Annotated in this window: 18 protein-coding genes; 11 read left to right on the top strand and 7 right to left on the bottom strand. The window is 60.7% G+C overall.

The features are described from left to right. The first annotated feature begins 39 nt into the window (after positions 1–39). Positions 40–444 (top strand): acyl-CoA thioesterase, encoded by a 405-nt coding sequence (locus tag ACOI8A_RS21295; RefSeq protein WP_003229628.1) that lies wholly within the window; start codon positions 40–42, stop codon positions 442–444. Positions 445–501: 57 nt separating this feature from the next. After that, a complete protein-coding gene (locus ACOI8A_RS21290; protein ID WP_420649318.1) occupies positions 502–1,401 on the top strand; it encodes a D-hexose-6-phosphate mutarotase in 900 nt (299 codons plus the stop codon). Between the two features lie 84 nt (positions 1,402–1,485). Here ACOI8A_RS21290 and ACOI8A_RS21285 read toward each other — a convergent pair whose 3' ends face one another. From ACOI8A_RS21285 to purE, 4 genes are all read right to left on the bottom strand, one after another. Beyond that, a complete protein-coding gene (locus ACOI8A_RS21285) occupies positions 1,486–2,022 on the bottom strand; it encodes a DUF3299 domain-containing protein (protein ID WP_420649319.1) in 537 nt (178 codons plus the stop codon). A 90-nt stretch (positions 2,023–2,112) separates the two neighbouring features. Next, positions 2,113–2,358, bottom strand: a complete 246-nt coding sequence (locus ACOI8A_RS21280) for a GlsB/YeaQ/YmgE family stress response membrane protein (protein WP_402807896.1) — start codon at positions 2,356–2,358, stop codon at positions 2,113–2,115. Between the two features lie 110 nt (positions 2,359–2,468). Then, positions 2,469–3,551, bottom strand: coding sequence for a 5-(carboxyamino)imidazole ribonucleotide synthase (locus tag ACOI8A_RS21275; RefSeq protein WP_420649320.1), 1,083 nt, complete (start codon positions 3,549–3,551; stop codon positions 2,469–2,471). A 10-nt stretch (positions 3,552–3,561) separates the two neighbouring features. Beyond that, the gene (gene purE, locus ACOI8A_RS21270; RefSeq protein ID WP_095081226.1) at positions 3,562–4,053 is read right to left on the bottom strand and encodes a 5-(carboxyamino)imidazole ribonucleotide mutase; all 492 of its coding nucleotides are present in this window, start codon (positions 4,051–4,053) and stop codon (positions 3,562–3,564) included. Between the two features lie 502 nt (positions 4,054–4,555). Here purE and ACOI8A_RS21265 point away from each other — a divergent pair. Continuing rightward, positions 4,556–4,855: a hypothetical protein gene (locus ACOI8A_RS21265; RefSeq protein ID WP_420649321.1), complete on the top strand. Its 300-nt coding sequence runs from the start codon at positions 4,556–4,558 to the stop codon at positions 4,853–4,855. 375 nt (positions 4,856–5,230) lie between these two features. Here ACOI8A_RS21265 and ACOI8A_RS21260 read toward each other — a convergent pair whose 3' ends face one another. Beyond that, positions 5,231–6,142 carry a LysR substrate-binding domain-containing protein gene (locus tag ACOI8A_RS21260; protein WP_420649322.1) on the bottom strand — a complete coding sequence of 304 codons (912 nt, stop codon included), beginning with the start codon at positions 6,140–6,142 and terminating at the stop codon, positions 5,231–5,233. Between the two features lie 180 nt (positions 6,143–6,322). On the opposite strand from ACOI8A_RS21260, the gene ACOI8A_RS21255 reads away from it, so the two are divergent. The 4 genes from ACOI8A_RS21255 to ACOI8A_RS21240 all read left to right on the top strand — a co-directional run bounded on the left by ACOI8A_RS21255 (position 6,323) and on the right by ACOI8A_RS21240 (position 12,030). Further along, on the top strand, positions 6,323–7,747 hold the full coding sequence (locus ACOI8A_RS21255) for an aspartate ammonia-lyase (RefSeq protein ID WP_420649323.1): 1,425 nt from the start codon (positions 6,323–6,325) through the stop codon (positions 7,745–7,747). Positions 7,748–8,234: 487 nt separating this feature from the next. Beyond that, positions 8,235–9,683 (top strand): alanine/glycine:cation symporter family protein, encoded by a 1,449-nt coding sequence (locus ACOI8A_RS21250; protein WP_420649324.1) that lies wholly within the window; start codon positions 8,235–8,237, stop codon positions 9,681–9,683. Positions 9,684–9,782: 99 nt separating this feature from the next. Next, positions 9,783–10,787: an asparaginase gene (locus ACOI8A_RS21245; protein WP_420649325.1), complete on the top strand. Its 1,005-nt coding sequence runs from the start codon at positions 9,783–9,785 to the stop codon at positions 10,785–10,787. 250 nt (positions 10,788–11,037) lie between these two features. Further along, positions 11,038–12,030 carry an AraC family transcriptional regulator gene (locus ACOI8A_RS21240; RefSeq protein WP_420649326.1) on the top strand — a complete coding sequence of 331 codons (993 nt, stop codon included), beginning with the start codon at positions 11,038–11,040 and terminating at the stop codon, positions 12,028–12,030. A gap of 1,069 nt (positions 12,031–13,099) precedes the next feature. On the opposite strand, the gene ACOI8A_RS21235 is transcribed toward ACOI8A_RS21240, so the two are convergent. After that, positions 13,100–13,225, bottom strand: a complete 126-nt coding sequence (locus ACOI8A_RS21235; RefSeq protein ID WP_420649396.1) for a hypothetical protein — start codon at positions 13,223–13,225, stop codon at positions 13,100–13,102. Between the two features lie 178 nt (positions 13,226–13,403). On the opposite strand from ACOI8A_RS21235, the gene ACOI8A_RS21230 reads away from it, so the two are divergent. The 4 genes from ACOI8A_RS21230 (at position 13,404) to ACOI8A_RS21215 (ending at position 24,510) form a co-directional block, all read left to right on the top strand. Next, positions 13,404–13,991: an ankyrin repeat domain-containing protein gene (locus tag ACOI8A_RS21230; RefSeq protein WP_420649397.1), complete on the top strand. Its 588-nt coding sequence runs from the start codon at positions 13,404–13,406 to the stop codon at positions 13,989–13,991. Positions 13,992–14,160: 169 nt separating this feature from the next. Then, on the top strand, positions 14,161–15,198 hold the full coding sequence (locus tag ACOI8A_RS21225; RefSeq protein WP_420649327.1) for a histone deacetylase family protein: 1,038 nt from the start codon (positions 14,161–14,163) through the stop codon (positions 15,196–15,198). Positions 15,199–15,349: 151 nt separating this feature from the next. Beyond that, positions 15,350–19,936 carry a hypothetical protein gene (locus tag ACOI8A_RS21220; protein ID WP_420651322.1) on the top strand — a complete coding sequence of 1,529 codons (4,587 nt, stop codon included), beginning with the start codon at positions 15,350–15,352 and terminating at the stop codon, positions 19,934–19,936. Then, complete coding sequence (locus ACOI8A_RS21215) at positions 19,933–24,510, top strand: dermonecrotic toxin domain-containing protein (protein WP_420649329.1); 4,578 nt, start codon at positions 19,933–19,935, stop codon at positions 24,508–24,510. The genes ACOI8A_RS21220 and ACOI8A_RS21215 overlap by 4 nt, the downstream gene beginning before the upstream one ends. Here the strand turns inward: ACOI8A_RS21215 and ACOI8A_RS21210 are convergent, their stop codons facing one another. Next, positions 24,511–26,064, bottom strand: a complete 1,554-nt coding sequence (locus ACOI8A_RS21210; RefSeq protein WP_420649330.1) for a PLP-dependent aminotransferase family protein — start codon at positions 26,062–26,064, stop codon at positions 24,511–24,513. Positions 26,065–26,127: the final 63 nt, after the last annotated feature.

Below are 26,127 nucleotides of genomic sequence, written 5' to 3'. Positions count from 1 at the left end.
AGCACCAAAGAAGAGTCACGGGTCAGAGGCACCCCCGGCATGATAGAGCTCGAACAAGAAGATCCGATCCCGCAAGGCGACCTGGCCCTGCAAATCACCGCACTCCCGCGCGAAACCAACGGCTTTGGCGATATTTTCGGCGGCTGGCTGGTAGCGCAGATGGATTTGGCCGGCACGGCCATGGCCAGCCGCGTGGCCGGTGGCCGCGTCGCGACCGTTGCGATTGACCGCATGGCGTTCCTGGTGCCGGTCGCCGTTGGCGCGCAATTGTCCTTTTATACACAGACCCTGGAAATCGGCCGCAGCTCGATCCAGATGATGGTCGAGGTGTGGAGCGACGATCCGCTGTCCAGCGAGTGGCGCAAGGTCACCGAAGCGGTGTTTGTGTTCGTCGCCATTGATGGCAGCGGTCGCACCCGCTCGGTTCCGCCGCGCGCGCGTTAAACATCGCGGCCGTTTTGCGGTCGATAGTCGTCCAAGTGTCTGATCGAGAGCCGTCCCATGAGCACGCCCAACGTTGAAGCCGTGAAACTCGATGAACTGAACTGCTGGCGCATTCGTCACGGTCAGGCCGAAGTGCTGGTGGCCCAGCAAGGCGCGCACATTCTCAGTTATCAGGTCGACGGCCAGCCGCCGCTGATCTGGCTCAACGACAAGGCCGAGTTCAAGACCGGCAAGAGCATCCGCGCCGGCGTGCCGGTGTGCTGGCCGTGGTTCGGCATCTTCGCGCGCAACCCCGAAAGCGTGCAGGCGATGCGCACCAGCGCAGAACCTGCTGGCGCTCACGGTTTTGTCCGGGCGATGGACTGGGAGTTGGGTGGCATCGAGGCTGAAGGCGATGGCCTGAAGGTCGAATTCAAGCTGCCGTACCCTGAAGGCGGTTTTCCCGGCTGGCCGCATCAAGTGGATCTCACGCTGACGTTGCGTCTCGATGATCAGTTGCACATTAGCCTGACCAGCCACAACCGTGGCAGCGAAACCGTCAGCCTCAGTCAGGCGCTGCACACCTACTTCGCCGTCAGCGATGTGCGCAATGTGCGCGTCGAAGGTGTGGATGGTCTGGATTACATCGAAACGCTGGACGACTGGAACACGCATACCCAGCAAGGCGACCTGCGCTTTGCCGGGGAGACCGACCGCATCTATCTGAATGCGCCGCCGCAGTTGAGCATCGTTGATCCGGCGTGGGAGCGGCAGATTGTGCTGACCACCACCGGTTCGCGTACGGCGGTGATCTGGAATCCGTGGATCGACCGCGCCGCTGCACTCAGTGATATGGCCGATGACGGCTGGCAGCGGATGTTGTGTATCGAGACGGCGAATGTGATGGGTGATGTAGTGAATCTTCCGTCCGGCGCCAGTCACACCATGGGCGTCAGCATCGGTTCGAAACCGCTCTAAGATCAAAAGATCGCAGCCTTCGGCAGCTCCTACAGGGTTTTGTGTAGGAGCTGCCGAAGGCTGCGATCTTTTGATTTGTGGTGGTTACAGATCAGATTCCTGCACCACCCGCACTTTATCGGCATCCAGGGCATACGCCGCATCAGCCAGGTCATTGCTGACTTTCTCGACCTTAAGCGTGCCGGTCACCCATAACGGCGTGTAGATGTCGTCCAGCTTCAAACCTTTCGGATAACGCACCAGCACCAGTTGATTCGGCGGCGGTGGCGGCACGTGGATGCACGCGCCCGGATACGGTACGAGGAAGAACAGCGTGCTGCGGCCCTTGGCATCGGATTCCAGCGGCACCGGATAACCACCGATGCGGATGTGTTTGTCGTTCATCGACGCCACGGTTTTGGTCGAATACATCACCGCCGGCAAACCTTTGGCCTGCTTCATCCCGCCCTTCTCGGTGAAGGTGCCGGTAGCTTCCGGGGAGTCGTGGTCGATTTCAGGCATGGCCTCGAGGGCTTTCTGATCCGACTTGGGCATCAGGTCGAGCCAGTCGGTTTCCGGCAATTCGCCGGCGTGGGCGAGACCGCTGCCCAGCAAAAGGAGAGTCAATAAAAGACGGCGCATGAAGGTGCTCGGTATATAGAAGGGTATGCACAACGCCGAGCATTCTAGCCCTCCCGACCCGATTGGCCGAGAGGGCTTTGTCGCTTTGGATCAGTTCTTTTTGATCAGGCCGTAGATCACCAGCAATACGACTGCACCGACCAGTGCGCCAAGGAAACCTGCGCCCTCGCCCGCGTGATAAATGCCCAGAGCCTGGCCGCCGTAAGTGGCCGCCAGCGAACCGCCGATACCGAGCAGGATGGTCATGATCCAGCCCATGCTGTCATCGCCCGGTTTCAGGAACCGAGCCAGCAGGCCGACGATCAAGCCGATAAAGATGGTTCCGATAATTCCCATGGCATTTCCCTCTGATTTGGTAGATATGCCAAAGCCTAGTCAGACTTTGGCATCCTGCCATGAGAGAACGGCGGCCCGTAATGGTTCCGCCGCTGCCACATGAAACTGTTTTACTCGGCGATCAGCGCTTCGACCTTGCTGATTTGCTGCTTGAGCGTTGCCATGTCGGCGCAGCGCAGGTTGGCGTGACCGACCTTGCGCCCGGCCTTGAAGGCCTTGCCGTAGTGATGGAGGTGGCAATCGTCGATGGCGATGACTTTCTCAACCGGTGGAACCACGCCGATGAAGTTGAGCATCGCGCTTTCGCCAACCTTGGCTGTCGAACCCAGCGGCAGACCGGCAACGGCCCGCAGATGGTTTTCGAACTGGCTGCACTCGGCACCTTCGGTGGTCCAGTGCCCGGAGTTGTGCACGCGCGGGGCGATTTCGTTGGCCTTGAGGCCACCGTCGACTTCAAAGAACTCGAACGCCATCACGCCGACGTAATCCAGCTGCTTGAGCACGCGGCTGGAATAGTCTTCGGCCAGGGCCTGCAACGGGTGATCGGTGCTGGCGACCGACAGCTTGAGGATGCCGCTGTCGTGGGTGTTGTGCACCAACGGGTAGAACTTCGTTTCGCCATCGCGAGCACGCACAGCAATCAGCGACACTTCACCAGTGAAAGGCACGAAGCCTTCCAGCAAGCAGGCGACGCTGCCCAGTTCGGCGAAGGTGCCGACCACATCTTCCGGTGTGCGCAGGACCTTCTGGCCCTTGCCGTCGTAACCCAATGTGCGGGTTTTCAACACGGCCGGCAGACCGATTGAAGCGACTGCGGCATCCAGATCGGCTTGCGACTGAATGTCGGCGAAGGCCGGGGTCGGAATCCCCAGATCCTTGAACATGCTCTTCTCGAACCAGCGATCACGCGCGATGCGCAGGGCTTCGGCGCTCGGGTAGACCGGCACGAATTGCGAGAGGAATGCCACGGTTTCAGCCGGAACGCTTTCGAATTCGAAGGTCACCAGATCGACTTCATCGGCGAGCTGGCGCAGATGATCCTGATCGCCGTAATCGGCGCGCAGGTGTTCGCCCAATGCGGCCGCGCAAGCGTCCGGCGCCGGGTCGAGGAAAGCGAAGTTCATGCCCAGCGGAGTGCCCGCCAGGGCCAACATGCGACCCAACTGGCCGCCACCGATTACACCGATCTTCATCTCAACAACCTCAGGCAATACGTGGGTCTGGATTGTCCAGGACGCTGTCTGTCTGCTCGGCACGGAAGGTTTTCAGCACCGCGTGGAATTGTGGATGCTTGGCGCCGAGGATGCTCGCCGACAGCAAGGCGGCGTTGATCGCGCCGGCCTTGCCGATGGCCAGAGTAGCGACCGGAATGCCTGCTGGCATCTGCACAATGGACAGCAGCGAATCAACGCCCGAGAGCATCGACGACTGCACCGGCACGCCCAGCACCGGCAGGTGGGTCTTGGCCGCACACATGCCTGGCAAGTGGGCCGCGCCACCGGCACCGGCGATGATCACCTCGATGCCACGGCTTTCGGCCTCTTCGGCGTACTGGAACAGCAGATCCGGGGTGCGGTGGGCAGAGACCACTTTCACCTCGTAAGGGATGCCGAGCTTTTCCAGCATATCGGCGGTGTGGCTAAGGGTGGACCAATCGGACTTGGAGCCCATGATCACGCCAACCAGTGCACTCATCGTCGTGCCTCTTCTCTCTGGGCGCCCGCAGGCGCGTCAAAAACGACAAGCCACGCAGAAATGCGTGGCTTGTTGTAGGAAAAATGGCCGGGCGAACCGGCCGAAGGCCGCGCAGTATACCGCAATGAAAGCAATAAACAGCCCCCGTCACGACCATCTGTCTTGTGCCTTGAATCGCTGATTTTACTGACTCGAGAATCAAGAATATACCTACAACTCTTCCGACTTAAAGAACGCGCAAAAGATTGCATGGATCCCGCACTTGGACACCAAGGCAGGCTGCATGTAATAAAATTCAAAACAATCTCGAAAGCGATAACCGATCATTGGTGATATATAACTAAGCAGCACCTGATATTGAAACTTTTCACCAAACAAGTCTTGCATCAAATAGCCTGCGAATAACAGTGTTTAATCACAATCAAAGTGAACGACTGCCTATATAACTGCAAAATGGTTTGGGCCAGATGCGTCGTTCTTACAACCACAAAAAGGATAACCCATGTTTAAAGAACCATTAGCACTACTGGTCTTCATCCACCAGGACCTGGCGGAGTACAGCAAGGAAGCGCTGTATCAAAAACACTTCTCCTGGCTAGCCGAGGAATTTGAAAAGATCTCAGGGCGCAAGATGCTGATTGTGCTGTTCCGCCCCTCGGAAACGGAGGAGTTGAGTAATCACCCTTATCAGGATAAGGATGAAGTTAAGTCGCTGGATGCCTGGAGAACCAAGGTAGACAAATACCGGAGCACCCCTCCGCAAAAAAACATTCCACACAATTTCACAAATTCCTGTTGTTGACGCGCTACCCCATAAACGCAGATGTATATGGCATTGCCGATTTTCCAGGCTACGTAGGTATCGCCTGCACAACAGCAGCCAGAACTCCCGCTCACGAAGTAGGACACATGTTCAATGCAGGCCATGAAGATGGCGAAGTTCTGTACAACGGATGGTGGAGCGAAACAGTCATGCGAGAAACGGATGATTTTTCTGAACTACGTCACGATGCAAATCGCTTCAGTGATAAAAATCGAGAGAACATACGTACATACCTGGACTCTGAGTATTTGGGAACTCCGGTGCGATCAAGCCCGCGCCCCGATGATGACGACGAGGACTGAACTGGATGTATGCCTGTGTCGTTCCCGGTCATTCGGCGTCACCAGCGCTCCATCAAGTGGAAGTGCTCACGGCACCGCCCTCAAGCTTGCGCCACAACAACCGCACATTGGCCTTGCGCACCAGCGCGCAACGGTACAGGCGAATCTCCAGCGGCACATGCCATTGCGGACCGCCGCAGACCACCAGCTCACCACGGCCGAGTTCGCCACGCACGCTCAGTTGTGGCACCCAGGCGATGCCGAGACCTTCAAGCGCCATGCTTTTCAGACTGTCGGCCATCGCGGTTTCATAGATGGTGGTAAAGCGCAGTCCACGCTGACGCAGCAGCCCGTTGACCGAACGACCGAGAAACGCGCCGGCGCTGTAGGCCAGCAGCGGCACACTGTGTTCGCCTTCGAGATCGAACAGCGGCTTGCCCTCGGCATCTGCCGCGCACACCGGAAGCATTTCGGTCTGGCCCAGATGCAGTGACGGAAAGATCTCCGGGTCCATCTGCATCGCTGCATCCGGGTCGTAGAACGCCAGCATCAGATCGCAGCCACCCTCGCGCAGCGCGTGGACCGCATCGCCTACGTTGGTTGCCACCAGCCGCGTGGCGATGTTCAGTCCGTCGTTGCGCAGTTGTGCGATCCAGCGCGGAAAGAAGCCCAATGCCAGCGAGTGCGCCGCTGCGACCTGAATCACTTCGCCCTGCCCGCCTTCCAGATGATGGAGATGCCGCAGCACTTCACCGAGCTGTTCGACCACGGTGCGCGCGGTCACCAGAAACAATTGCCCCGCCGCCGTCAGTTCGATCGGCGTGCGCGAGCGATTGACTAGCGTCAGCCCCAGCGCCGCTTCAAGGCTGCGGATCCGCCGACTGAACGCCGGTTGCGTCACGAAGCGGCGTTCGGCTGCTTGCGAGAAGCTGCGGGTGGCGGCCAGAGCACTGAAGTCCTCGAGCCATTTGCTTTCCAGATTCATCCTGTCCTCCCGGACACGCACCAAAACAGGTCACACGTCTGCCGCACACGCGGCGTCACACGGGCATTATGCCGAATATGCATAGGGCAGCGCTTAACAGCATTGGCCCAAAATTTCCCACAAGCCTAGCATTCGCAGCGTTCCGGCACAGACCGGGTCCATATCGAGATGATTTCCATCATGTCCTCCGCTGCATCATTCCGCACAGAAAACGACCTGCTTGGCGCCCTCGAAGTACCGGCTCAAGCGTATTACGGCATCCAGACCCTGCGAGCGGTGAACAACTTCCGCCTCTCCGGCGTTCCGATCTCGCATTACCCGAAACTGGTTGTTGGCCTGGCGATGGTCAAACAGGCCGCCGCTGACGCCAACCGTGAGTTGGGTCACCTGAGCGAAGCCAAACACGCTGCCATCAGCGAAGCCTGTGCACGTTTGATCCGCGGCGATTTCCACGAAGAGTTCGTGGTGGACATGATTCAGGGCGGCGCTGGCACTTCGACCAACATGAATGCCAACGAAGTGATCGCCAACATCGCACTGGAGGCCATGGGTCACCAGAAAGGCGAATACCAGTACCTGCACCCGAACGACGACGTGAACATGGCGCAGTCGACCAACGACGCCTACCCGACCGCGATCCGTCTGGGTCTGCTGCTGGGTCACGACGCGCTGCTGGCCAGCCTCGACAGCCTGATTCAGGCATTCGCAGCCAAGGGTCAAGAATTCAACCACGTTCTGAAGATGGGTCGTACCCAGCTGCAAGACGCCGTGCCGATGACCCTCGGTCAGGAATTCCGTGCTTTCGCCACCACCATGGGCGAAGACCTGGCCCGTCTGAAGACGCTGGCCCCGGAGCTGCTGACTGAAGTCAACCTGGGCGGTACCGCGATCGGCACCGGCATCAACGCCGACCCGCGCTATCAGGCACTGGCTGTCGAGCGTCTGGCACTGATCAGCGGTCAACCGCTGGTGCCAGCGGCCGACCTGATCGAAGCCACTTCCGACATGGGCGCCTTCGTGCTGTTCTCCGGCATGCTCAAACGCACCGCGGTCAAGCTGTCGAAGATCTGCAACGACCTGCGTCTGCTGTCCAGCGGCCCGCGCACCGGCATCAACGAAATCAACCTGCCGGCACGTCAGCCAGGCAGCTCGATCATGCCCGGCAAGGTCAACCCGGTTATCCCGGAAGCCGTGAACCAGGTGGCGTTCCAGGTCATCGGTAACGACCTGGCGCTGACCATGGCGGCCGAAGGCGGCCAACTGCAATTGAACGTGATGGAGCCGCTGATCGCGTTCAAGATCTTCGACTCGATCCGTCTGTTGCAACGCGCCATGGACATGCTGCGTGAGCACTGCATCGTCGGCATCACCGCCAACGAAGCGCGCTGCCGCGAACTGGTCGAGCACTCGATCGGTCTGGTTACCGCACTGAACCCGTACATCGGCTACAAAAACGCCACCCGTATCGCCGGCCTCGCTCTGGCCAGCGGCCGCGGCGTGCTGGAACTGGTGCGCGAAGAAGGGCTGCTCGACGAAGCCATGCTCGCCGACATCCTGCGCCCGGAAAACATGATTGCTCCGCGTCTGGTTCCGCTTAAAGCCTGAGCCGACGCGTTATTGGTAGCACCGCTCACCAGGTCGAGGGACTAGACACCTCTCACCTTTTGAGGGCTTGGGGACTCAGTCTCCAAGCCCTTTTTTTTAACTTGTTTGCGGGATATGCCTCTGAATGACTTGTGTTTCTGATGCCGCCAAGATCGCAGCCTTCGGCAGCTCCTACAGAGTTTGACGTACACCTGTAGAGGCTGCCGAAGGCTGCGATCTGTTGATTTTGCAGCACCTCGTTTCGTCGCTTGCACCACTACCGTGCAGACGGGCGCCGCACTGATCGGTATAGTGCCGCCCCTCTTCGCGTGAGCGGTCGTCGGTAACGAGGCCACAACCCATGCGAAACCCGAACTAATAACAAACCCGCGAAATGGATCCGGGACGAAACCCTCGCCTCACCTGTCGTGCCGCGCGCAGACCGGTGTAACGCGATGTTTCTGACAATCCAGCATTTGCTTAAACAAAAAACAGCGAGGAAAAATCCATGCTCGAAGTCATCAACGACTTCCTCTCAGGGAAAGTACTGATCGTGCTCATTGTCGGGCTCGGTAGCTACTTCACGATTCGCTCGCGTTTCGTTCAATTGCGCCACTTCTTCCACATGTTCGCGGTGTTCCGCGACAGCCTGAAAAGCAGCGCCGGGCAACTCAGCTCGTTCCAGGCCCTGATGCTCAGCCTCGCCGGCCGCGTCGGTGCAGGTAACATCGCCGGTGTCGGCATCGCCGTGACCCTCGGTGGTCCAGGTGCGGTGTTCTGGATGTGGGTGACCGCACTGGTCGGCATGTCCAGCAGCTTCTTCGAATGCTCCCTCGGCCAGCTCTACAAACGTACAGATGCCGACGGCACCTACCGCGGCGGGCCGTCCTACTACATCCAGCACGGTCTGCAGAAGCGCTGGTTGGGTATGGTCATGGCGTTCCTGTTGCTGGTGACCTTCGGTTTCGCCTTCAACGGCCTGCAAGCTCACGCCGTAACCCACTCGCTGAACAACGCCTTCGGCCTCGACACTACTTACACCGGCCTCGGTCTGGCGGTGTTGCTGGGTCTGGTGTTCATCGGCGGGATCAAGCGCATCGCCAAGGTTGCTGACCTGCTGGTGCCGGTGAAAACCCTGGTCTACATCGGCGTGACCGTTTACGTGATCGTGCTGCAATTCGACCACGTGCCGGCCATGTTGATGACGATCGTCAAAAGCGCTTTCGGTCTCGACCCGGCGTTCGGCGGTCTGATCGGCAGCGCCATCGTGATGGGCGTGAAGCGTGGCGTGTTCGCCAACGAAGCGGGTCTGGGCAGTGCGCCAAACGTGGCAGCCGTGGCTTCGGTTGAACACCCGGTCGCGCAAGGCGTGGTTCAGGCGTTCAGCGTGTTCCTCGACACCTTCGTGATCTGCACCTGCACCGCGTTGCTGATCCTGCTCTCGGGTTTCTACACCCCCGGCTTCGAAGGCGATGGCATTGCCCTGACGCAAAACTCGCTGGCCGCCGTGGTCGGTGACTGGGGCCGCATGTTCATCTCGGTCGCACTGGCGTTGTTCGTGTTCACCTCGATCCTCTACAACTACTACCTGGGCGAGAGCAACCTGCGCTTCCTGATCGGTGAAAACCGCAAGGCGCTGATCGGCTACCGCGCACTGGTATTGGTGTTGATCTTCTGGGGTGCCATCGAGAACCTCGGCACCGTGTTCGCCTTCGCCGACATCACGATGACCATGCTGGCGTTCGTCAACCTGATCGCGCTGTTCATGCTGTTCAAAGTCGGCATGCGCATCCTGCGTGACTACGATGATCAGCGCGCAGCGGGCATCAAGACCCCGGTGTTTGATTCGAGCAAGTTCCCGGATCTGGATCTGGACCTGAAAGCCTGGCCAGCCAATCCGCCGGCTGTCACCAAGACTGAAAAACAGCCGCAAGGCGTACCCGCAGCGCAACGCTGATCGGGTAAAAACCGGGTGCACTCCACGCGCCCGGCGTGACACAGCGTGTGGTCGGCGTCATGCTCGACCGCACGCTGTCATCGTTCAGGAGAACTCCCCATGAATTCCTCGACTTACCCTGCCGCCCAGCACGTCATGGTGCTCTACACCGGCGGCACCATCGGCATGCAGGCCAGCGCCAATGGTCTGGCCCCGGCCTCCGGTTTCGAAGCGCGGATGCGCGAATATCTGCACAGCCAGCCTGAGCTGGTGTTGCCGCAGTGGCGTTTCCGCGAGATGTCGCCGCTGATCGACAGCGCCAACATGACCCCGGCCTACTGGCAGCAACTGCGTGAAGCGGTGGTCGATGCCGTCGATGTCCAGGGCTGCGACAGCGTGCTGATCCTGCACGGCACCGACACCCTCGCCTACAGCGCGGCGGCCATGAGTTTCCAACTGCTCGGCCTGCATGCCCGCGTGTGCTTCACCGGCTCGATGCTGCCGGCCGGGGTCACCGACAGCGACGCTTGGGAAAACCTTGGCGGCGCACTGGTCGCCCTCGGCCAGGGCCTGGCGCCGGGCGTGCATTTGTACTTCCACGGTGAGCTGCTGGCACCGACGCGCTGCGCGAAAGTGCGCAGTTTTGGTCGGCACCCGTTCAAACGTCTGGAGCGTCAGGGTGGCGGCGTGAAAGCTGCGTCCGTGCCAGCCGCGCTGAACTACAACCAGCCCAAGCAACTGGCGAACGTCGCGGTTCTGCCGTTGTTCCCGGGTATCAGCGCCGGGGTTCTCGATGGTCTACTCGCCAGCGGCATTCAAGGGCTGGTCCTGGAGTGCTATGGCAGTGGCACCGGGCCGAGTGACAATCCCGAGTTCCTCGCCAGCCTCGGCCGCGCGCGGGATAACGGCGTGGTGGTGGTTGCAGTGACGCAGTGCCATGAAGGCGGGGTTGAACTGGATGTGTACGAGGCTGGCAGCCGTTTGCGCGGGGTTGGCGTGTTGTCCGGTGGCGGCATAACCCGTGAGGCGGCGTTTGGCAAATTGCATGGATTGCTGGGTGCGGGGCTGGATATTGTTGAGGTTCGGCGGCTGATGGAGCTGGATTTGTGTGGTGAGCTGGTCTGAGAACGGCTCCGGAATGCCCCTCACCCTAACCCTCTCCCTGAGGGAGAGGGGACTGACCGAGTTATTCTTTCGCTAGACATCGACCTGAAATACCGAGCCGAGCTCCGGATTTGAAAGCCATGGAGATCGGCTCCCTTCCCCCTCTCCCTTGGGGAGAGGGCTGGGGTGAGGGGCTGGCTCCAACTGACACAACTAATCCACGGCACACAACTTGCTCCCTTTTTCAGCATCCCAAGGCTGGAAGTTCCTCATGCTCCACTCCCACCTCACTACCCTCAACGCCGTCTCGCTGGTGCTCAACACTTTCAAGGCCAAAGGCTTGTCCAGCGAGGCGTTGCTGGCCGGCAGCGGCATCAGTGCAGCGGATCTGAACCGGGCGGACACGCGCATCACCACCAATCAGGAGATGCAGGTGTGTGCCAACGCGGTCGCGCTCAAGCGTGACATCGGCCTCGAACTGGGACGACGCATGCACGTCTCGTCCTACGGCATGCTCGGTTACGCGTTACTCACCAGTGCCACCTTCGGTGACGCTTTGCGCTTGGCGATCCGTTATCCGGCGCTGTTGGGAACACTTTTCGAACTGAGTCTTGAGGACGACGGCGAGCGCGTCTGGTTCGTCGCGGCCGATTATCGCGAGAGCCCGGCGATGGCGGTGTTCAATGCCGAATTCTGTCTGGTCTCGCTGAAGGTCATTTGCGACGACCTGTTTGGGCACGCGCTGCCGCTGCTCGCCGCGCGCTTCGAACACGCCGCGCCGGACTACCGCGACAGCTATGCCGAACACTTCGCCTGCCCGCTGCACTTCGCGGCCAAGGACAACGCGTTTGCCTTCGACCGGCGCTGGCTCGATCAGCCGTTGCCGCTGGCCGACGTCATCACCCATCAGGCGATGGCCGAACGTTGCCGCAAGCAGAACACCGAGTTCACCGGCCGCCAGGCGTGGCTGGGGCGGATTCGCCAGTTGCTTGACGCACAACTCAACGCCGCACCGGGGCTGGAAGGTCTGGCGCAACAGATGAAGTGCTCACCGCGCACGCTACGCCGGCACCTCAAGGATCTGGGGTGCAGCTATCAGGAACTGCTCGACGAATTGCGCTTCGAGCGCGCCAAGCAAATGCTCTGCGAAGAGCAGCTGCCGATCTACCGCATCGCCGAAACCCTGGGCTTCAGCGAGACCGCAAGTTTCCGCCATGCATTCGTGCGCTGGAGCGGTGTGGCGCCGAGTCAGTTCAGGCCTTGAGATAAATCAGGCGGCGCGCCGGCGACTGCACTACATTACGCGGCCAATCATGTCGCCGGCGTTTTAGCTTGATGGCCTTTTTTCGTTCCTCTGCGCACCTTGTGCTGCTCGCTGTTCTGCTCAACCTGCCGATGGCCGCCAACGCCATTGAACTGAACTGGTGGGGGCTGCCACCCAAAGCTGTGGTCGATGCACCCGAGTACGCCCGCACCATCATCCCGATTCCAGCCGCCACCGAAACGCCCGGTGTTGCAACGCCGCTGACGGGTTTGCTCAGCGGCTTTCGTGGTCTGTTCTACCTGAACGTCTATCGCGATCAGGACTACCGCGAGCGCCTGCATAAACTGGGGCCGATCCCGCTGCTCAGCGGCGACGAGTTTCGCAGTTGCATCACTGAGTTTCAGTATCTGAATCTGGGCACCTCGGCTGCTCGCACCGATATCGCGCCCGGCATCGTGGTCGACACTCTGAGTTTCGAGTGCGCCAAAACCAACGGCTGGGAAAGCAAGCGTTATCTGCTGATCGACTGGCGCGCACCCGGCACGCCGCTGCTCGCCCTGGGTCGGGTGCGCAACGATCACCTGTTGTCATTCCAGCCGTTGCAGGACACCCCTGCCCCCGTGCTCGACTCTTGGCTCAAGGGCATCGAAGGCGCCCGCGACGCCATGCGCTACCGCGTGCCCGACGCACCGCTGAGCATCGAAGTCGATCCGCGCCCCTACATTGCCGGCGACGGCGCCCTGCAACTTTGGGAGCTGCATCGGCAACTGAGCACGGCCAGCGACAAAGGGCCGGGACTGAAGAAAGTCGATGAGCTGTTCTTGAATCAGGACTTTCGCCGCATCGGTGCCGATCAGCCGGAATTCATCGGCCAGCTCAATGACATTGCCTACTGGAAGAGCCAACTGGCGCCGGACGAGGGTTCACGGCAATGGTTATTGGAGGTTGTACGGCGCGCACCGCAACGCATTCCGGTGTATCTGAACCTCGCGGATCAAGCGTGGAAGGCCTATGAAAAGTCACCGGCCTACACCACGCAATACGCACTGGCGCAGGAGTATTACCGGATCTACTGTGGGCTGCGTTTGCAACGCAATCTGAGTGTTCCTGAGCGTGTACTGAAAAATCTCGGCCTCACCCAGGCCGACCCGCAGGCCTGCCAGGCCCAGTGGCCGTTGATTGAGGCTGTCGACAATCAGGACGAACCGCGCGTGCGGCAACTGCTCGACCGCGGCCTTCAAGCCAAGACTTTGGGCGAAGATGGCCGCAGTGCCCTGCTGCGTGCACTGGACGCGCCGAATTTCCCGATTGCGCGTCTGTTGCTTGAACGCGGCGCTGTGACCAGCGGAATCAATGGCAGCGAACCGCTGGTGATGCAGGCATTCAACAAAGACATCAAGGCTGACGCCAACCCCGAGCGGGCGCAGCGCACGCAATTTCTACTGGCCGCTGGCGCAGCCATCGACGAGCCTGACGCAAGCGGCCAAACCCTGCTGATGCAGCGAGCTTCAGTCAAAGACTCTGCAGCGTTCAACTGGCTGCTCAACTATCCACAAGACCTTGATCGGCGCGAGGACAGAGAGCAGAAAACCGCGCTGTACGAAGCGATTTATCGCAACAATTACCCGGCGGCAAAACGTCTGGTCGACGCCGGTGCAAAGCTCAATCTGGTCTATCCAAGAGGACGCTGCACTGAAGGCGACCGAACCCAGTCAGCCTTGTTTCTGCTGGCCAGTCAGGCGCCTCGCGAAGAGCTGGGACTTGCGCTCAATCAGCAGCAGACGCTTGAACTGTTCACCTTGATGCTGGACAAGGGTGCTGACCCGACTTTGGGCCGAGAGTGCTCGGCAGACGCCTTTAGTGAACTGCGCAAAGTCATCGGCCAACGTCAACGACCGGACCTGCTGGAAGCTCTCGAGCGCCATGCACCCGAGGCAGACAAGGCCGTAACCGGCCGCTGAAGTCTCCTGCGGCGCCCTGCACAGGGGCGCCGGCTCTGCGCGAAGCGGGGCGAATTCCGGTCAGCGGTTTTGGCCAGATCAATCCCCTTTTGGCCGCTCCTGCCGTTCTCCGAATCAGCATCCGCCGTGACACTACAGGCCACCGAATCAGCCCTGCGGAGAACAACAAATGCTGACGATCTACTCGGACGATCACCACCTGCACCACGGCCGCTGCGAACTGATCGATGGCCAGCTCAAGCCGTGCTTCGAGATGCCCTCGCGTGCCGACCATGTGCTGCAACGGGTGAAGGAGCAAAACCTCGGCCCGGTCGCGGCGCCGCAGGATTTCGGTCTCGGGCCGATCGAACGTATTCACAGCCGTGACTATCTCGACTTCTTCAAAGGTGCCTGGGCACGCTGGACCGAATTCAACACTGACGGCGACTTGTTGCCCTACACATGGCCGACACGCACCTTGCGCGCGATCAAACCGGTCAGCCTGCACGGCCAGCTCGGCTATTACAGCTTCGATGGCGGCGCACCGATCACCGCCGGCACCTGGCAAGCAGCGTACAGCGCGGCGCAAGTGGCGTTGACCGCACAGGCCGAGATCCAGCGTGGCGCGCGCGCGGCTTTCGCCCTCTGTCGTCCACCGGGACACCACGCCGCCGCAGATTTGATGGGCGGTTATTGCTACCTGAACAACGCCGCGATTGCCGCGCAGGCGTTCCTCGATCAGGGCCACAGGAAAGTCGCGATCCTCGACGTCGACTATCACCACGGCAACGGCACCCAGTCGATTTTCTACGCGCGCAACGACGTGCTGTTCACGTCGATTCATGGCCACCCGGAAGCAGAATTTCCATTCTTCCTCGGTTATGAAGACGAGCCGGGCGAAGGTCCGGGTGAGGGCTTCAACTTCAACTATCCGCTGCCGGCCGGTTCTGGCTGGGAAACCTGGAGCGCCGCGCTGGAACAGGCCTGCAAAGAGATCGAAAGTTACGACGCCGACGTCATCGTCGTGTCGCTGGGTGTCGATACGTTCAAGGATGATCCGATCTCGCAGTTCAAGCTCGACAGCCCGGATTATCTCGCCATGGGCCAACGCATCGCCGCGCTCGGTAAACCTGCGCTGTTCGTCATGGAGGGCGGTTACGCGGTAGAAGAAATCGGCATCAATGCGGTGAACGTGCTGCAAGGTTTTGAAGGCCGGTCCGTCAGCTGAAGCCGCTCTCCCCATCAGACCAGGACCCGCATTCGCGGGTCTTTTTTTGCCTGCGATATCTATGTACCGCACTGGGCCGTGGCCGGGATTTTAGTCTGCTCCGACTCCGGCGTTGTTGGTGAGCGCCGCCACCGACAGAGAAGGAACGGCCATGCCCGCAATCTCCAAGCCTGACGTCATCGATCTGCAGACCCAACTGGTGTCCGGACCTACGCTCAGGGACACCGCCTCGAATACCTTGCGTCACGCGCTAAAAACCTTGTATCCGCATCTCGACATCGATCCGCAGCTGGCATTGGTTGCGACGCCCACATGGAACATTGAGGGAGATCACGTCGCAGCCGGCCCCGACCGGTTTGAATCACTCACCGACGTGCTGGTGCGACTTGGCATCTACGGCGGTAGCGTGACCTGGCTCGATGGTGAACATTTTCTGACCCGGCAACCGGGCGCTGGATCGGCCCTGCATCTGCCGGTGCAAATCGATGCGGTCGGGCGCCTGATCAACGAGCTCGCCGCGTTGCTGCTGGTGGCCTATCAGGAACAACAGGTCGACTACTGGAACACCGCCACCAGCCCCGGACAGCCGCGCTGGTATCAACTCTCGGATGCCTTGCGCAACCTGTGGAACATTACCGATGCCAAGGGCTGGGACGCCGAGCAACTGGCCATGGCCGCGGCGGTGTACCGGTTTCCCGACAAGCAACAGCGGCTGACCGACGACCCGTTGAAAACTCGTGCCTGCCTGATCGACATCGACTGCGATGATGCCAGCGAACGCACGCATTTGGAGGTGCTACCCATCGCGGTGCTGGTGGGCACCTCGGGCAAACGCACACTGATCGCCACGCACTCGATCACCCAGGGTTTTCGCCACTTTGATTCGCTCGATGCGCTCGGCAAGGCTCTGGTCAAACTGCTGGAAAACAACACTCAGGCCAACCATCTGCAATGGCGACTGTTCGAGCCGCAAGGCAATTTCTTCGATTATCAAGCTTGTACGCTGATAGCGCTGGATACGGATGTCATCGGGTCGCTCGGTGCCTCTCCACCCGTCGACGCCAGCGCTGTGGTCGACGAGGTAACCGATCTGCCAACGGCCGTGCAGCCAGAGGAGTATTTCGAACAACTGCGACCATTGCTCCCGCGCTGGCTGGACCGCGCATCTACCGCTGATCAAGCCTGCTACAGCCGCCACTTGCTTGACCTGGCGGTTGTGCAAAACCGCAACAAGGGCAAAACCTTTCAGCGCGAGGTCAGCAGTCTCCACGCCTTTACCGTGGAGGCGCTGACCACAAGGATTCGCCAGGATCATCCGGCGCCGGCAGCTATCCAGGTCGAAAACATCGAGATCACCATCACCAGCCTGGTGGTGTGGGGCACGTTCGTTTTGCCCGGGCAGATGGACACCCTGACCCTGTCGCTCAGCGAACTGGCGCTGCAAAACCTTGCCGGGCTGCCGACGGGAATCAAAACCGTGCGCCATGTCGACGGCACGCCGGTTCCCGGCTGGCTGACGGCCGATTATCTTGAAACTGTGGTGACGGCTGTCGACATCGGCCGCACCTATCCGGCAATGCTCAAACGCCGGCTGATCGACGACCCGACCGATGCGCCGGCCCTGCGTCAGCTGTATGCCCGGCAGTTGCCGATCGAACTGGCATTGCTCGCGCTGCAGTCCAAGATCCGCAGCGAAGCGCGGCTCGACGCACAGGGTTACCGCTACGTCGTCGCCGCGTTTGCCACTGACGCGAATGCCCGCGAGGTGGACGACCAGCCCATCGTGATCCGCCCGCTGGCATTCATGGCCCATCGCATCAACAACACGGTCGACACCGTGGCAAACATGTTCGTGATCGGGCCACGTCAGGCAGACAAGGGCCCGTGCCTGCTTTACAGACCGCTGCTCGACCCGCCATTGCTGCAGTATCCGAGCCGGACCAATCTGCTGTATGCGATCAAACATTCCCGCGCACTCAAACAATCGGTGCTCGCCTGGCTACCCGACAGCGTGCGCTTCAATTACTCACAATATGTGTTCCCGGCGACCCTGCCTTCGGTGTGGATCGTGCCGCAATTGCTGCTCGATCCAACCATCGCACTGGACATGACCGGCGCGGTCACTCTGGCCGAAGACAACGTCATCGAGACTGACGTGCTGACGGCGCTGTTCGATGCCAATGTGCAAGCCTTGATCACTCAGGCCGACCGCCAGACGGTGTCTAACGCTGAAGCACGCTGGGCCACGCTCAAAAGCGGGGGCTGGATGCTGTTCAACGCGGCGTTGCCGTTTCTGGGGCGCAGCGTCGGTACGGCCGCGTGGATCTGGCAGATCATGGATGACCTGCAAGCGTTGATCGACGCACGCAATGAACAGCCTGGCGCGGTCGACTGGTCGGCCCTGACCGATGTGTTGCTGACACTTGGTACGGTGCTCGCTCACCGCGCGGCATCGAGCCTCCAGGCACGGCGCCCGACAGCCATCAAGCCACCGCCAAAGGCCATTGCCCGGACGCTCACGGTGACGCAACTGGCAGACGTCAGTGGCGCGGAATTTCCCGCGGCGCATGAAACCTCGCTGCGCACCATCGGCGCACTGAGTCGCTCGCGTCCGGTGCTGGGGACGCTGCTCGACACACTGAAAGTGGACAAACCCGAAGCGCTCGCCAGCCCCGCCATCGACGGTGCGCACCGTCACCTCTATGCCCACCTGCAAACGTGGTACGCGCCAGTCGGCAAACGCTGGTTCGAGGTGGCGCTCAACGACGATGAACAGGTGCAGATTATCGATTCTCGGCAGCAACCGGTGCGCAACGGGCCGCTGCTGACCCATGACGCCAAAGGCCTGTGGTTTATCGATCTGCGCCTGCGCCTGCGTGGTGGTGGACTGGGCAGCAGGCGCAAGCAGATGCAGCAGGAGAACAAGCAGCGTCTGAGCCAGAAAAGAGCCGAAATAATGGCCTTTGATGCGGCTCTCGACGCCAGGCAAACCCAATTGGTCAATGCCCGGCAGGCGATGCTGTCCGCGCTCCCGGCAGCCGCTGACAGCGCACGCGAGTACTTCCTGCAAACCCTCGATTCCCAGCTCAAGGAGTACGCCGACCACACCGAGCAACTGAAGGCGCTGAACGCTCTGGAGAGTGTTCCCAGCTACCGCGCGGCCATGGTCGAGCGGCTGTCGCACCAGCTGTTTCTCAGCCAATCCTGGCTCGACCAGCGCTCGAAAGAGTTCCGCGACAGCTTGCGCGCAACTCTCACACTTTTGGACGAAGAAGAGTCAACTGCGCAGACCGGCCGCTCGGCTCACTTTGAAAAAATGTCCGATCTGACTCAAGGGATCATCGAAAAACTCGAGCTCGCGCAAGCATGCTTCGCAGAACTCAGTCTGCTCGGCAAGGAGGCATGCGAGATCAGCCGTGAGCGCAAGGCAAAACTGCCGCAGTTCAGCCTCAATGATCTGAAATTGCTGCAGATCACACTGGCCGAGCAAACGTGCCTGCAAGAGGGAACGACACAGTCCGTAGCACAGGCACGCAACGCACTCGACCAGTTGATCAACGACGCCAGCGTCAACATCCGCAGCGCGCTGGATCTGAGCGGTGATGAGAGTTTGCATAACCTGAGCGAACGCACTGAGGCGATGGACAATCTGGCGCAGCAGTTTTCCACCATCGATCAACGCTTCAGCGATCTGGCGATCGAATACCCGCAACAGATCATTGCCGATCGGCTCGAGCATGTACGCGTGCGCGTAGCCGAATTCAGTCAAGACGCGGTAGCTGAACTGACACGGATGTTGCAGGAGCGGCGTCTGATCGAGCCGACACCCGGCCCATCGAAACCTGCAGCGGCGCCCGTAAAAAGAATCATCAAGACCCGCTACAAAGGCACGGTTGTCGGTGAGTCGCGCCAAGGTGCTGACGGCCAGGACACTGATCTGGTGGACGTGAAAGCGCCACTGACCGGCAAGGTGATCGCCACTTTTCACCAGAAAACCCCGGGGGTCTGGCTGCGCAGAGTTACAGCGTCCGCAGGGCCGAAAAAAACTCCGGCCACACTGGCCGACAGCCTCACGAACGGGCAGGCGCTGCTTGATGGTCTCGCGGATTTCAAACGCCGCACGCAAGCGCACGTCAGCCGTGCACAACGGATTCCGGCCGATATCCAGGAGATCTATAACCAGCATGCCGCGCGCCTCGGCGACGTGGTCAAGGCCATTGACAAGGCACTGCTGGCGAGCAACCGCACAGAAGACCAAAGCGATACGGCCACGACGTTGCGCGACGCCCTCACCAGCGCCGCCAGCGAACTTTACGACACCGGCCGCAGTAACCGAATCCGCATGGTCAAGGAACAACCGCCGACTGCGGCGCGAGTTGAATGGCTCAAGAGCAAAGGAGAAGTCGACATCGCCAGATCCACCGCCAGACGTCGACTCAAAGGGCCGGGCAGAGATTATCTGGATGAGTACGAAGTGCTCGATCACAAGACCCGCAAGGTGTTGTGGTACGCGCACTTCCACTACGCCAATGCCACCGCCCCCGCCGGGTCCTTCACCGCCGCGCATTTGAAAACTGCGGCGCAAAGACTGCTCGGCGGCCAGGTCGATCGCGACAGCGCCACCCAGGAACTGATCGCCATTTATCGCAGCGAGATCAGCCGCGCACTGGCCGCTTCGCTGTTTTTCACACCTGAAACGGCCACGCCGTCCACCTCCTCCCACGGGACAAAATCATGACCCCGTCCGTCACTGCGCCGCTGCTCAAACAAAGTCGCCTGGTCGAACTCACCGGTCGCGGCTTTTCTTTGCATCAGGTCGCTACAGCGCTGCTCCAGGAAGCGTTGCTCAAACGCTACCCCGAACTGCTCATCGACCCGGAGCGTACGATGCTCGCGACACCTTTGCGCGACATGCGCGCAGCACAGATGAACACCCAGGCTTTCGACTTGCAGTCACTGACCCATGCCTTCATCCAGCACAGCGTGCTCAAGACCACCGCCGATTACATTGAAGGCGAGCACTTTCTGACGCTCACGCCCAAAGCGAATCCGCCGATTCATCTGGCGGTCAGCATGGATGAAGTCACCGCACTGATGAACGATCACGCACCGTTCCTGTTCCTTGAATATCAGCAGCGCCAACTCGATTACTGGAATCAGTCGGCGAGCAAACAACCGCGCTGGCAGGAACTGTCCGACTTGTTGTGCGCGGCCGCGGACGTGCAATCGGCCAGCGGCTGGGATGCCGACGACTGCGCACTGGCGCGATTTGTTGCGCAACACCCTGACAAGGCCGAACGCCCGAAAAGCAGCGATTTCGCCGGGCCGCGCGCCTGCCTGCTGGACATCGACCTGATGGATGGCAGCGACACCGTGCACCTGCTCATCGCCGGGGCGCTGGTGTTGACGGCGACGGTGAAGGAGCGCGAGCGGTTCCTGATGTTTACCGTCGCCGATGGCTATGAGTCATTCGACTCACTGACAGCGCTGGGCGAGTCCCTGCCCGGGAGGCTGGACCCCGAGCTGTCCGGCCGATCCTTCAAATGGCGCCTGATCGAACCCGCGGGGAATGTTTTCGACGCCGTCTCCCAGGCGCTGGTGGCCAATCAGTTGGGGGCCATTCAAGCACTGGATCCCGGCAGTCAGTCCATTGCTGCCCGTGCCGGTTCCGGCCAGCAGAACCGTGCCCGCTTCAACCCGATTGAACGAGCGCGCGTCGAGCAGCTGGAGCAGGCCATTCCCGGCTGGCTGCACGCTGGCTCCATCCATGACCTGCAAGCCTACAGCGCCTGCATCGCCGACTTGGGGACATTGCGCGAAGACGCGGACAACACTGATGATGACATCCCCCTGATCAAGCCGTACGCCGAAGAGAAAATGCGCGAGGCGATCATCGCCGATAAAACCGCCGAAGGTGCTGCCGATCTGCCGCTGGAACACTTGCGGATCACGGTAACCAACAGCTTGGAAACGGCCGGCTTCACCCTGCCCAATCCGTTTGACCGGGTGCGCGAAACCCTCGGTGAATTCGCCCTGCAGAATGCTGCGCCGTATCAAGCCACCGTTGCCTTCACCGATGCACGTGCGGTACCGGGCTGGCTGACAGTCGATTTTCTGACCGCCAAGGCGCAGGAAGTCGACATCGGAGGCCAATACCCGCAACTGATCAAACGTACCCTCATTGACGATGCGGTCCGCGCAGCCAGGCAAAAGACCCGCTACCTGCGCCAACTGCCGACGCTGCTGCCGTTACTGGCACTTGAATACAAACTCAAACGGCAGGGCGGCGTCGATGAGCGGGGTTACGGCTACGTCTGCCAATTGATGGATTCGATCACCAGCAAACAGCCGGATGCCGAACATCCGGTGACCATCCGGCCGCTGGCCTTCGCTCCGCGTCGGCGAATGAGCGGGCGCGTGGACACCGTCACCAACATGTTCGTCATCTGTCCGCGAGACCACCGTCAAGGTCCCTGCTTGCTGTACCGGCCGATGCTCGACATGCCGTTGATGCAGTTCGCCTCCCTGCAAAACCTGATGTACGCGTTGTACCAGCCGGGCGAATTACGTAATTCGGTACTTGCCTGGCTGGGCAGCGCAGCACTGAGCTTCGAGTACTCGCAGTACGTTTTCTCGACGGGCCTGCCCTCGCCCTGGATCGTCACGCAGTTGGCCGTCGAGCCGTTCATGCACCTGGATCTAACCGGCCCGATCGACCTCGCCAACGCGCCCCTCACCGGTGACATCCTTGCAGCGCTGTACAGCGCCAACAGTCAGGCCCTGGTCGAACTTGCCGACCGTCAGTCGCAGTCCAATAGCGAGCGGCGCTGGGCGTTGGCGGCAGACAGCGGCTGGGCGCTGTTCAACGTGGCCGCAAACTTCATGAGCGGCGCGGCGGGCACCGCTGTCTGGGTCTGGCAGACCATCACGCAGATCCAGCAGGCCATCGATGCCCACGAGCGCGACGATAACCTCGTGGTCTGGCAATCCACTGCCGACGTGCTGCTGACGTTGGGCATGATTCTCACGCAACACGCTGTCGCACGGCGCAACCGCTCGTTGCTGCCGCACCTGAAAGCCGTCCAGGAGATTGTCGAGCTATCGCCTGAAACCGAAGATCTGGCCGACCATCCGGCTCTGCCTTCACCAACGGTCACACCTGCCGTCACGCTCGACCCGGTAGCCATCGTCGGCGATCTGCCCGTCGGCCATCTCACACAGCTCGAACCCGGGACCTTGCTGCGGCCCGATTCCAGCGCGCGCTTTCTGGCCATGCTCGACAGCTTCAAGATACCTTTGCCGGATCTCAGTGGAAAAAGTGCATCTCCAGTCACCCATCTCTACACGCTCGACGGTAAAACCTGCACCCCGGTCGGCAGCCGCTGGTTCCAGGTGGCGGCAATTGAGGAAACGCTGGTGTACATCGTCGATCCGGGCAATCCGTTGCGCAGCGGCATGTCGATCAAATACGACAGCACTGCCGGGCGCTGGCACTGGGACCCGAAGTTGCGCTTGCGCGGCGGCATGCCCAAGGGCCGGATCGAGGCTCTGCGGCGCGCCAAGGAACAACGGATGAATAGCGCCTGGACCGCACTGGAGCAATTTGCCCAACGCGAGCCAGAAGAAAAACGCCAACTCCTGCACGCCCTCGTGTCCCTGCCGAGCGTTACCACTGAAGCTGGATTTACGCCACCCGCCACACGCTATCTGGATCTGGCAATGAAGCTCGGCAGCGACTACACCGCAGCGCTCGAGCAACTGGATATCTGGCACAACGCGGGAGGCGCTGCGTTGCTGCACCAGTCACAACTGATGCGCCTGACGGCTGAGCAGCATCGCTGCCTGGGGTCGTGGCTGCGGGTGAAAATGCGCATGTACGCCAATGCGACACAAAAGCTCATCGACAGCACGACCCGGCAGATTGCTATTCCTCGCAGCGAGCACATCGAGATTGCCAATGCGGCGATACCGCTGAGTGACGCGATGATTGGCACTCTGGAGACGCTCTATCGCTCCGCGCAGGTGCTGAGCAGCCACTCGGGTAAAGCCAAAATGGTCGCGGCAAAACTGATCGGTCTACTGCCGGACTTCGGTCCGCTCGATCTCAAAGCCAATGAAATCGGCATGTCCTATGAACGCTCGGTCAACGAGCAACCTGGCCCCGCGATGCTCGCCGCGCGTGAGGCGATCGGCATCATCACCGCCAATGCTGCAGACGCCGCCCATGAGCTGATCCTGCTGAGCAAAACCGCTGTGGGCTCCGCCGGGCAAGCCGGGCGCATCGAGCAGTTGTCACAGTGGAACGATCTGTTCGCCAGCCTCGACGAGCGCATCGTCCAACTGCCCGCCGCGCACCCCAAGATGTTCATTCAAGCGCGGCTCGACCGGGTCCGCACGCTGATCGACGAATTCCACGCCCTGGCGCGCGAACGCCTGATCGCCGAATTGCCCGAGCAGGAGCAACTGCCCGCACCCGTCAAGCCTGAACCGCAGCCTTCCACTTCACAGCCTCGGGTCAAAGTCAGCAAAAGCCGCCCGCGCCCGGACACCGGCGAAAATTCTTCAGGCTCTCAGAGCAGCGATTCGGACGAAAAGGCTGCGTTCGTCAAACTCCCCTCGCAACGGCCCAAACCAACCGCGCCTAGCGATGACATAGAGCTGATTTCAGCAGCGATGGAGCTCAATCTGCACATCGACGACTTCAACCGCAAGACCCGCGAAGATGCCCGGCGACCAGGGCGCATCCCTGCCGATATTCGCGACCTGTTCGAACAGCAAGTCGCGCGGCTGAAGCAGACCGCGAGTGACGTCGACATGGCAATCGCCAGACGAAGCGTGAGCAAAGCGGATCCACTGCCCATTGCGTCCCTCAGCGACGATTTGCGCGAAGGCGCGACTCGCACCCATGCCGATGGCATCACCACCTACGCGGCAATGCTCAAACAACGTAAACCTCGGGAAGCGTATTTCCATTGGTTGCAGAGCAATGCACAGGTCGAGGTGGTCAAGGACGAACGCGGACGTATTCGCACCCGTCATCGCGGGGATTACTTTCAGGAGTACCGGATTCTCGACCAGGCCAATGGCGGCAAGCCGTTGTGGGTGGCGCACTTCCACTACGACCACATGACCGACGCGGACGATGCGTACACGGCTGCTCATCTGAAATTCGCCGATGCGTATCTGCTGACACTCGATGCGAAGACACGCCAGACACTCAACAGCTTCGACGCCGTGGACAATGCGCTACGGCGGATCGTCGACCCGCAGGTGCGCGACCTGTTTCTAAAACCGCACGCGGCGAAACCCTGACTATCCGCGCCAGACCTCACGCAAGCGTGTCAGAGCCGACTCGATCGCCGGCTCCGGCACCGCGGCAAAGCCCAGCACCAGACCGGCGCGCTGATCAACTGGGGTTGTCGAATCTGGCAACCAGTAACTGCTCAAACCATTGATCTCCACATCGACGCTGGCGGCTTGCGCGATCAACTGTTGCTCGCGGGCGACGCTGTCGACTTGCACCGTCAGGTGCAACCCGGCAGACACCGCCGGCAAGTTGCCGACGCCGGCCAGATCTTGCGGCCAACCGCTGAGCAAGGCATTACGGCGGCTCAGCGCCGCCCGGCGCATGCGCCGAATGTGTCGCTGGAAGTGCCCGGCGGCCATGAATTCGGCCATCACTGCCTGAGTGCTCACTTCCGAATGCCGGACATCCACCGCACGCCGCTGGGAAAACGCTTGCACCAACCCCGGCGGCAGCACCAGATAGCCCAGACGCAGCGCCGGGAACGCGACTTTGCCAAACGTCCCGACGTACAGCACACGGCCTTGGCGATCCAGCGCGGCCAGCGGCGCCAAAGGTGCGCCGGTGTAGCGATATTCGCCGTCGTAGTCGTCCTCGACGATCCAGCCTTGCGTGCGCTCGGCCCACGCGAGTAATTCCAGACGCCGCGCCAGACTCATCACCACGCCAGTCGGGTACTGGTGAGACGGCGTGACATAGGCCACCCGGCAATCCTCGGCGGCGGCCAGCGCGGCGCAATCAATGCCCTCCTCGTCCACCGCAATTGCGCGCAATCGCCCACCCGCGACCGCGAATGCATGACCGGCCGCGCGATAGCCGGGGTTCTCGATTGCCACACCTGCGCCGGGCTCGACAAGCAGCTGTGCACAAAGGCTTATTCCCTGCTGTGCGCCACTGGTGATCACAATTTGCTCAGCCGAACACTGCATCCCGCGCGAACTGCGCAAATAGGCCGCGATCAGTCCGCGCAGCCGCGCATCACCGGCCGGATCGCCGTAACACAGCTGCTGCAAATCCGGTTTGCGCCAGAACCCCGCGTTGAGCTTGGCCCAGACGTCGAACGGGAACAGATCGAAGGCCGGAATGCCGACGCGAAATGCGCGCGGTGGCCCCGTCGGCGGCGTCGATAAATGGTTGTTTTCGAGACGCTGCAACGCACCACTGTGGATAACTTTACTGGATGGAATCCCAGTGGAATTAGCCGAAATTGTGGATAAGGCTGTGGGTAAGCCTGTTGAAAAGCCTGTGGACAGTTTTGTGGATAGTTTTTTTGCCGCGAGTCCCGATTGCGGCAACTGAGCGACATAAGTCCCGTCACCAACCCGTCCTTCGATGAAGCCCTCGGCATACAGTTGGTCGTAGGCACGGACGACGCTGTTGCGCGAAATACTCAGCGCTGCCGCCAGATCACGACTGGCAGGCAGTCGCGTGCCGCTAACGAGGCGACCGTCCAGCACACGCAGGCGCAACGCTTGATAGAGCTGCAGACTAAGGCCTTTGCGGCGGTCGAGTTCGATACCCGCCGGATTGAATGGCATCGACAGCGTGGACGAATCGGGCATGACAATGGACCTATGAAATTGGTCATCAATGGCTCTTACAACAGACCAATAGCCTGCCTAGGA

Source organism: Pseudomonas sp. P4795 (assembly GCF_048822895.1).
Lineage (GTDB): Bacteria > Pseudomonadota > Gammaproteobacteria > Pseudomonadales > Pseudomonadaceae > Aquipseudomonas.
Note: the sequence above shows the minus strand (reverse complement) of the source record. Positions and strands in the feature narration are given on the sequence as shown.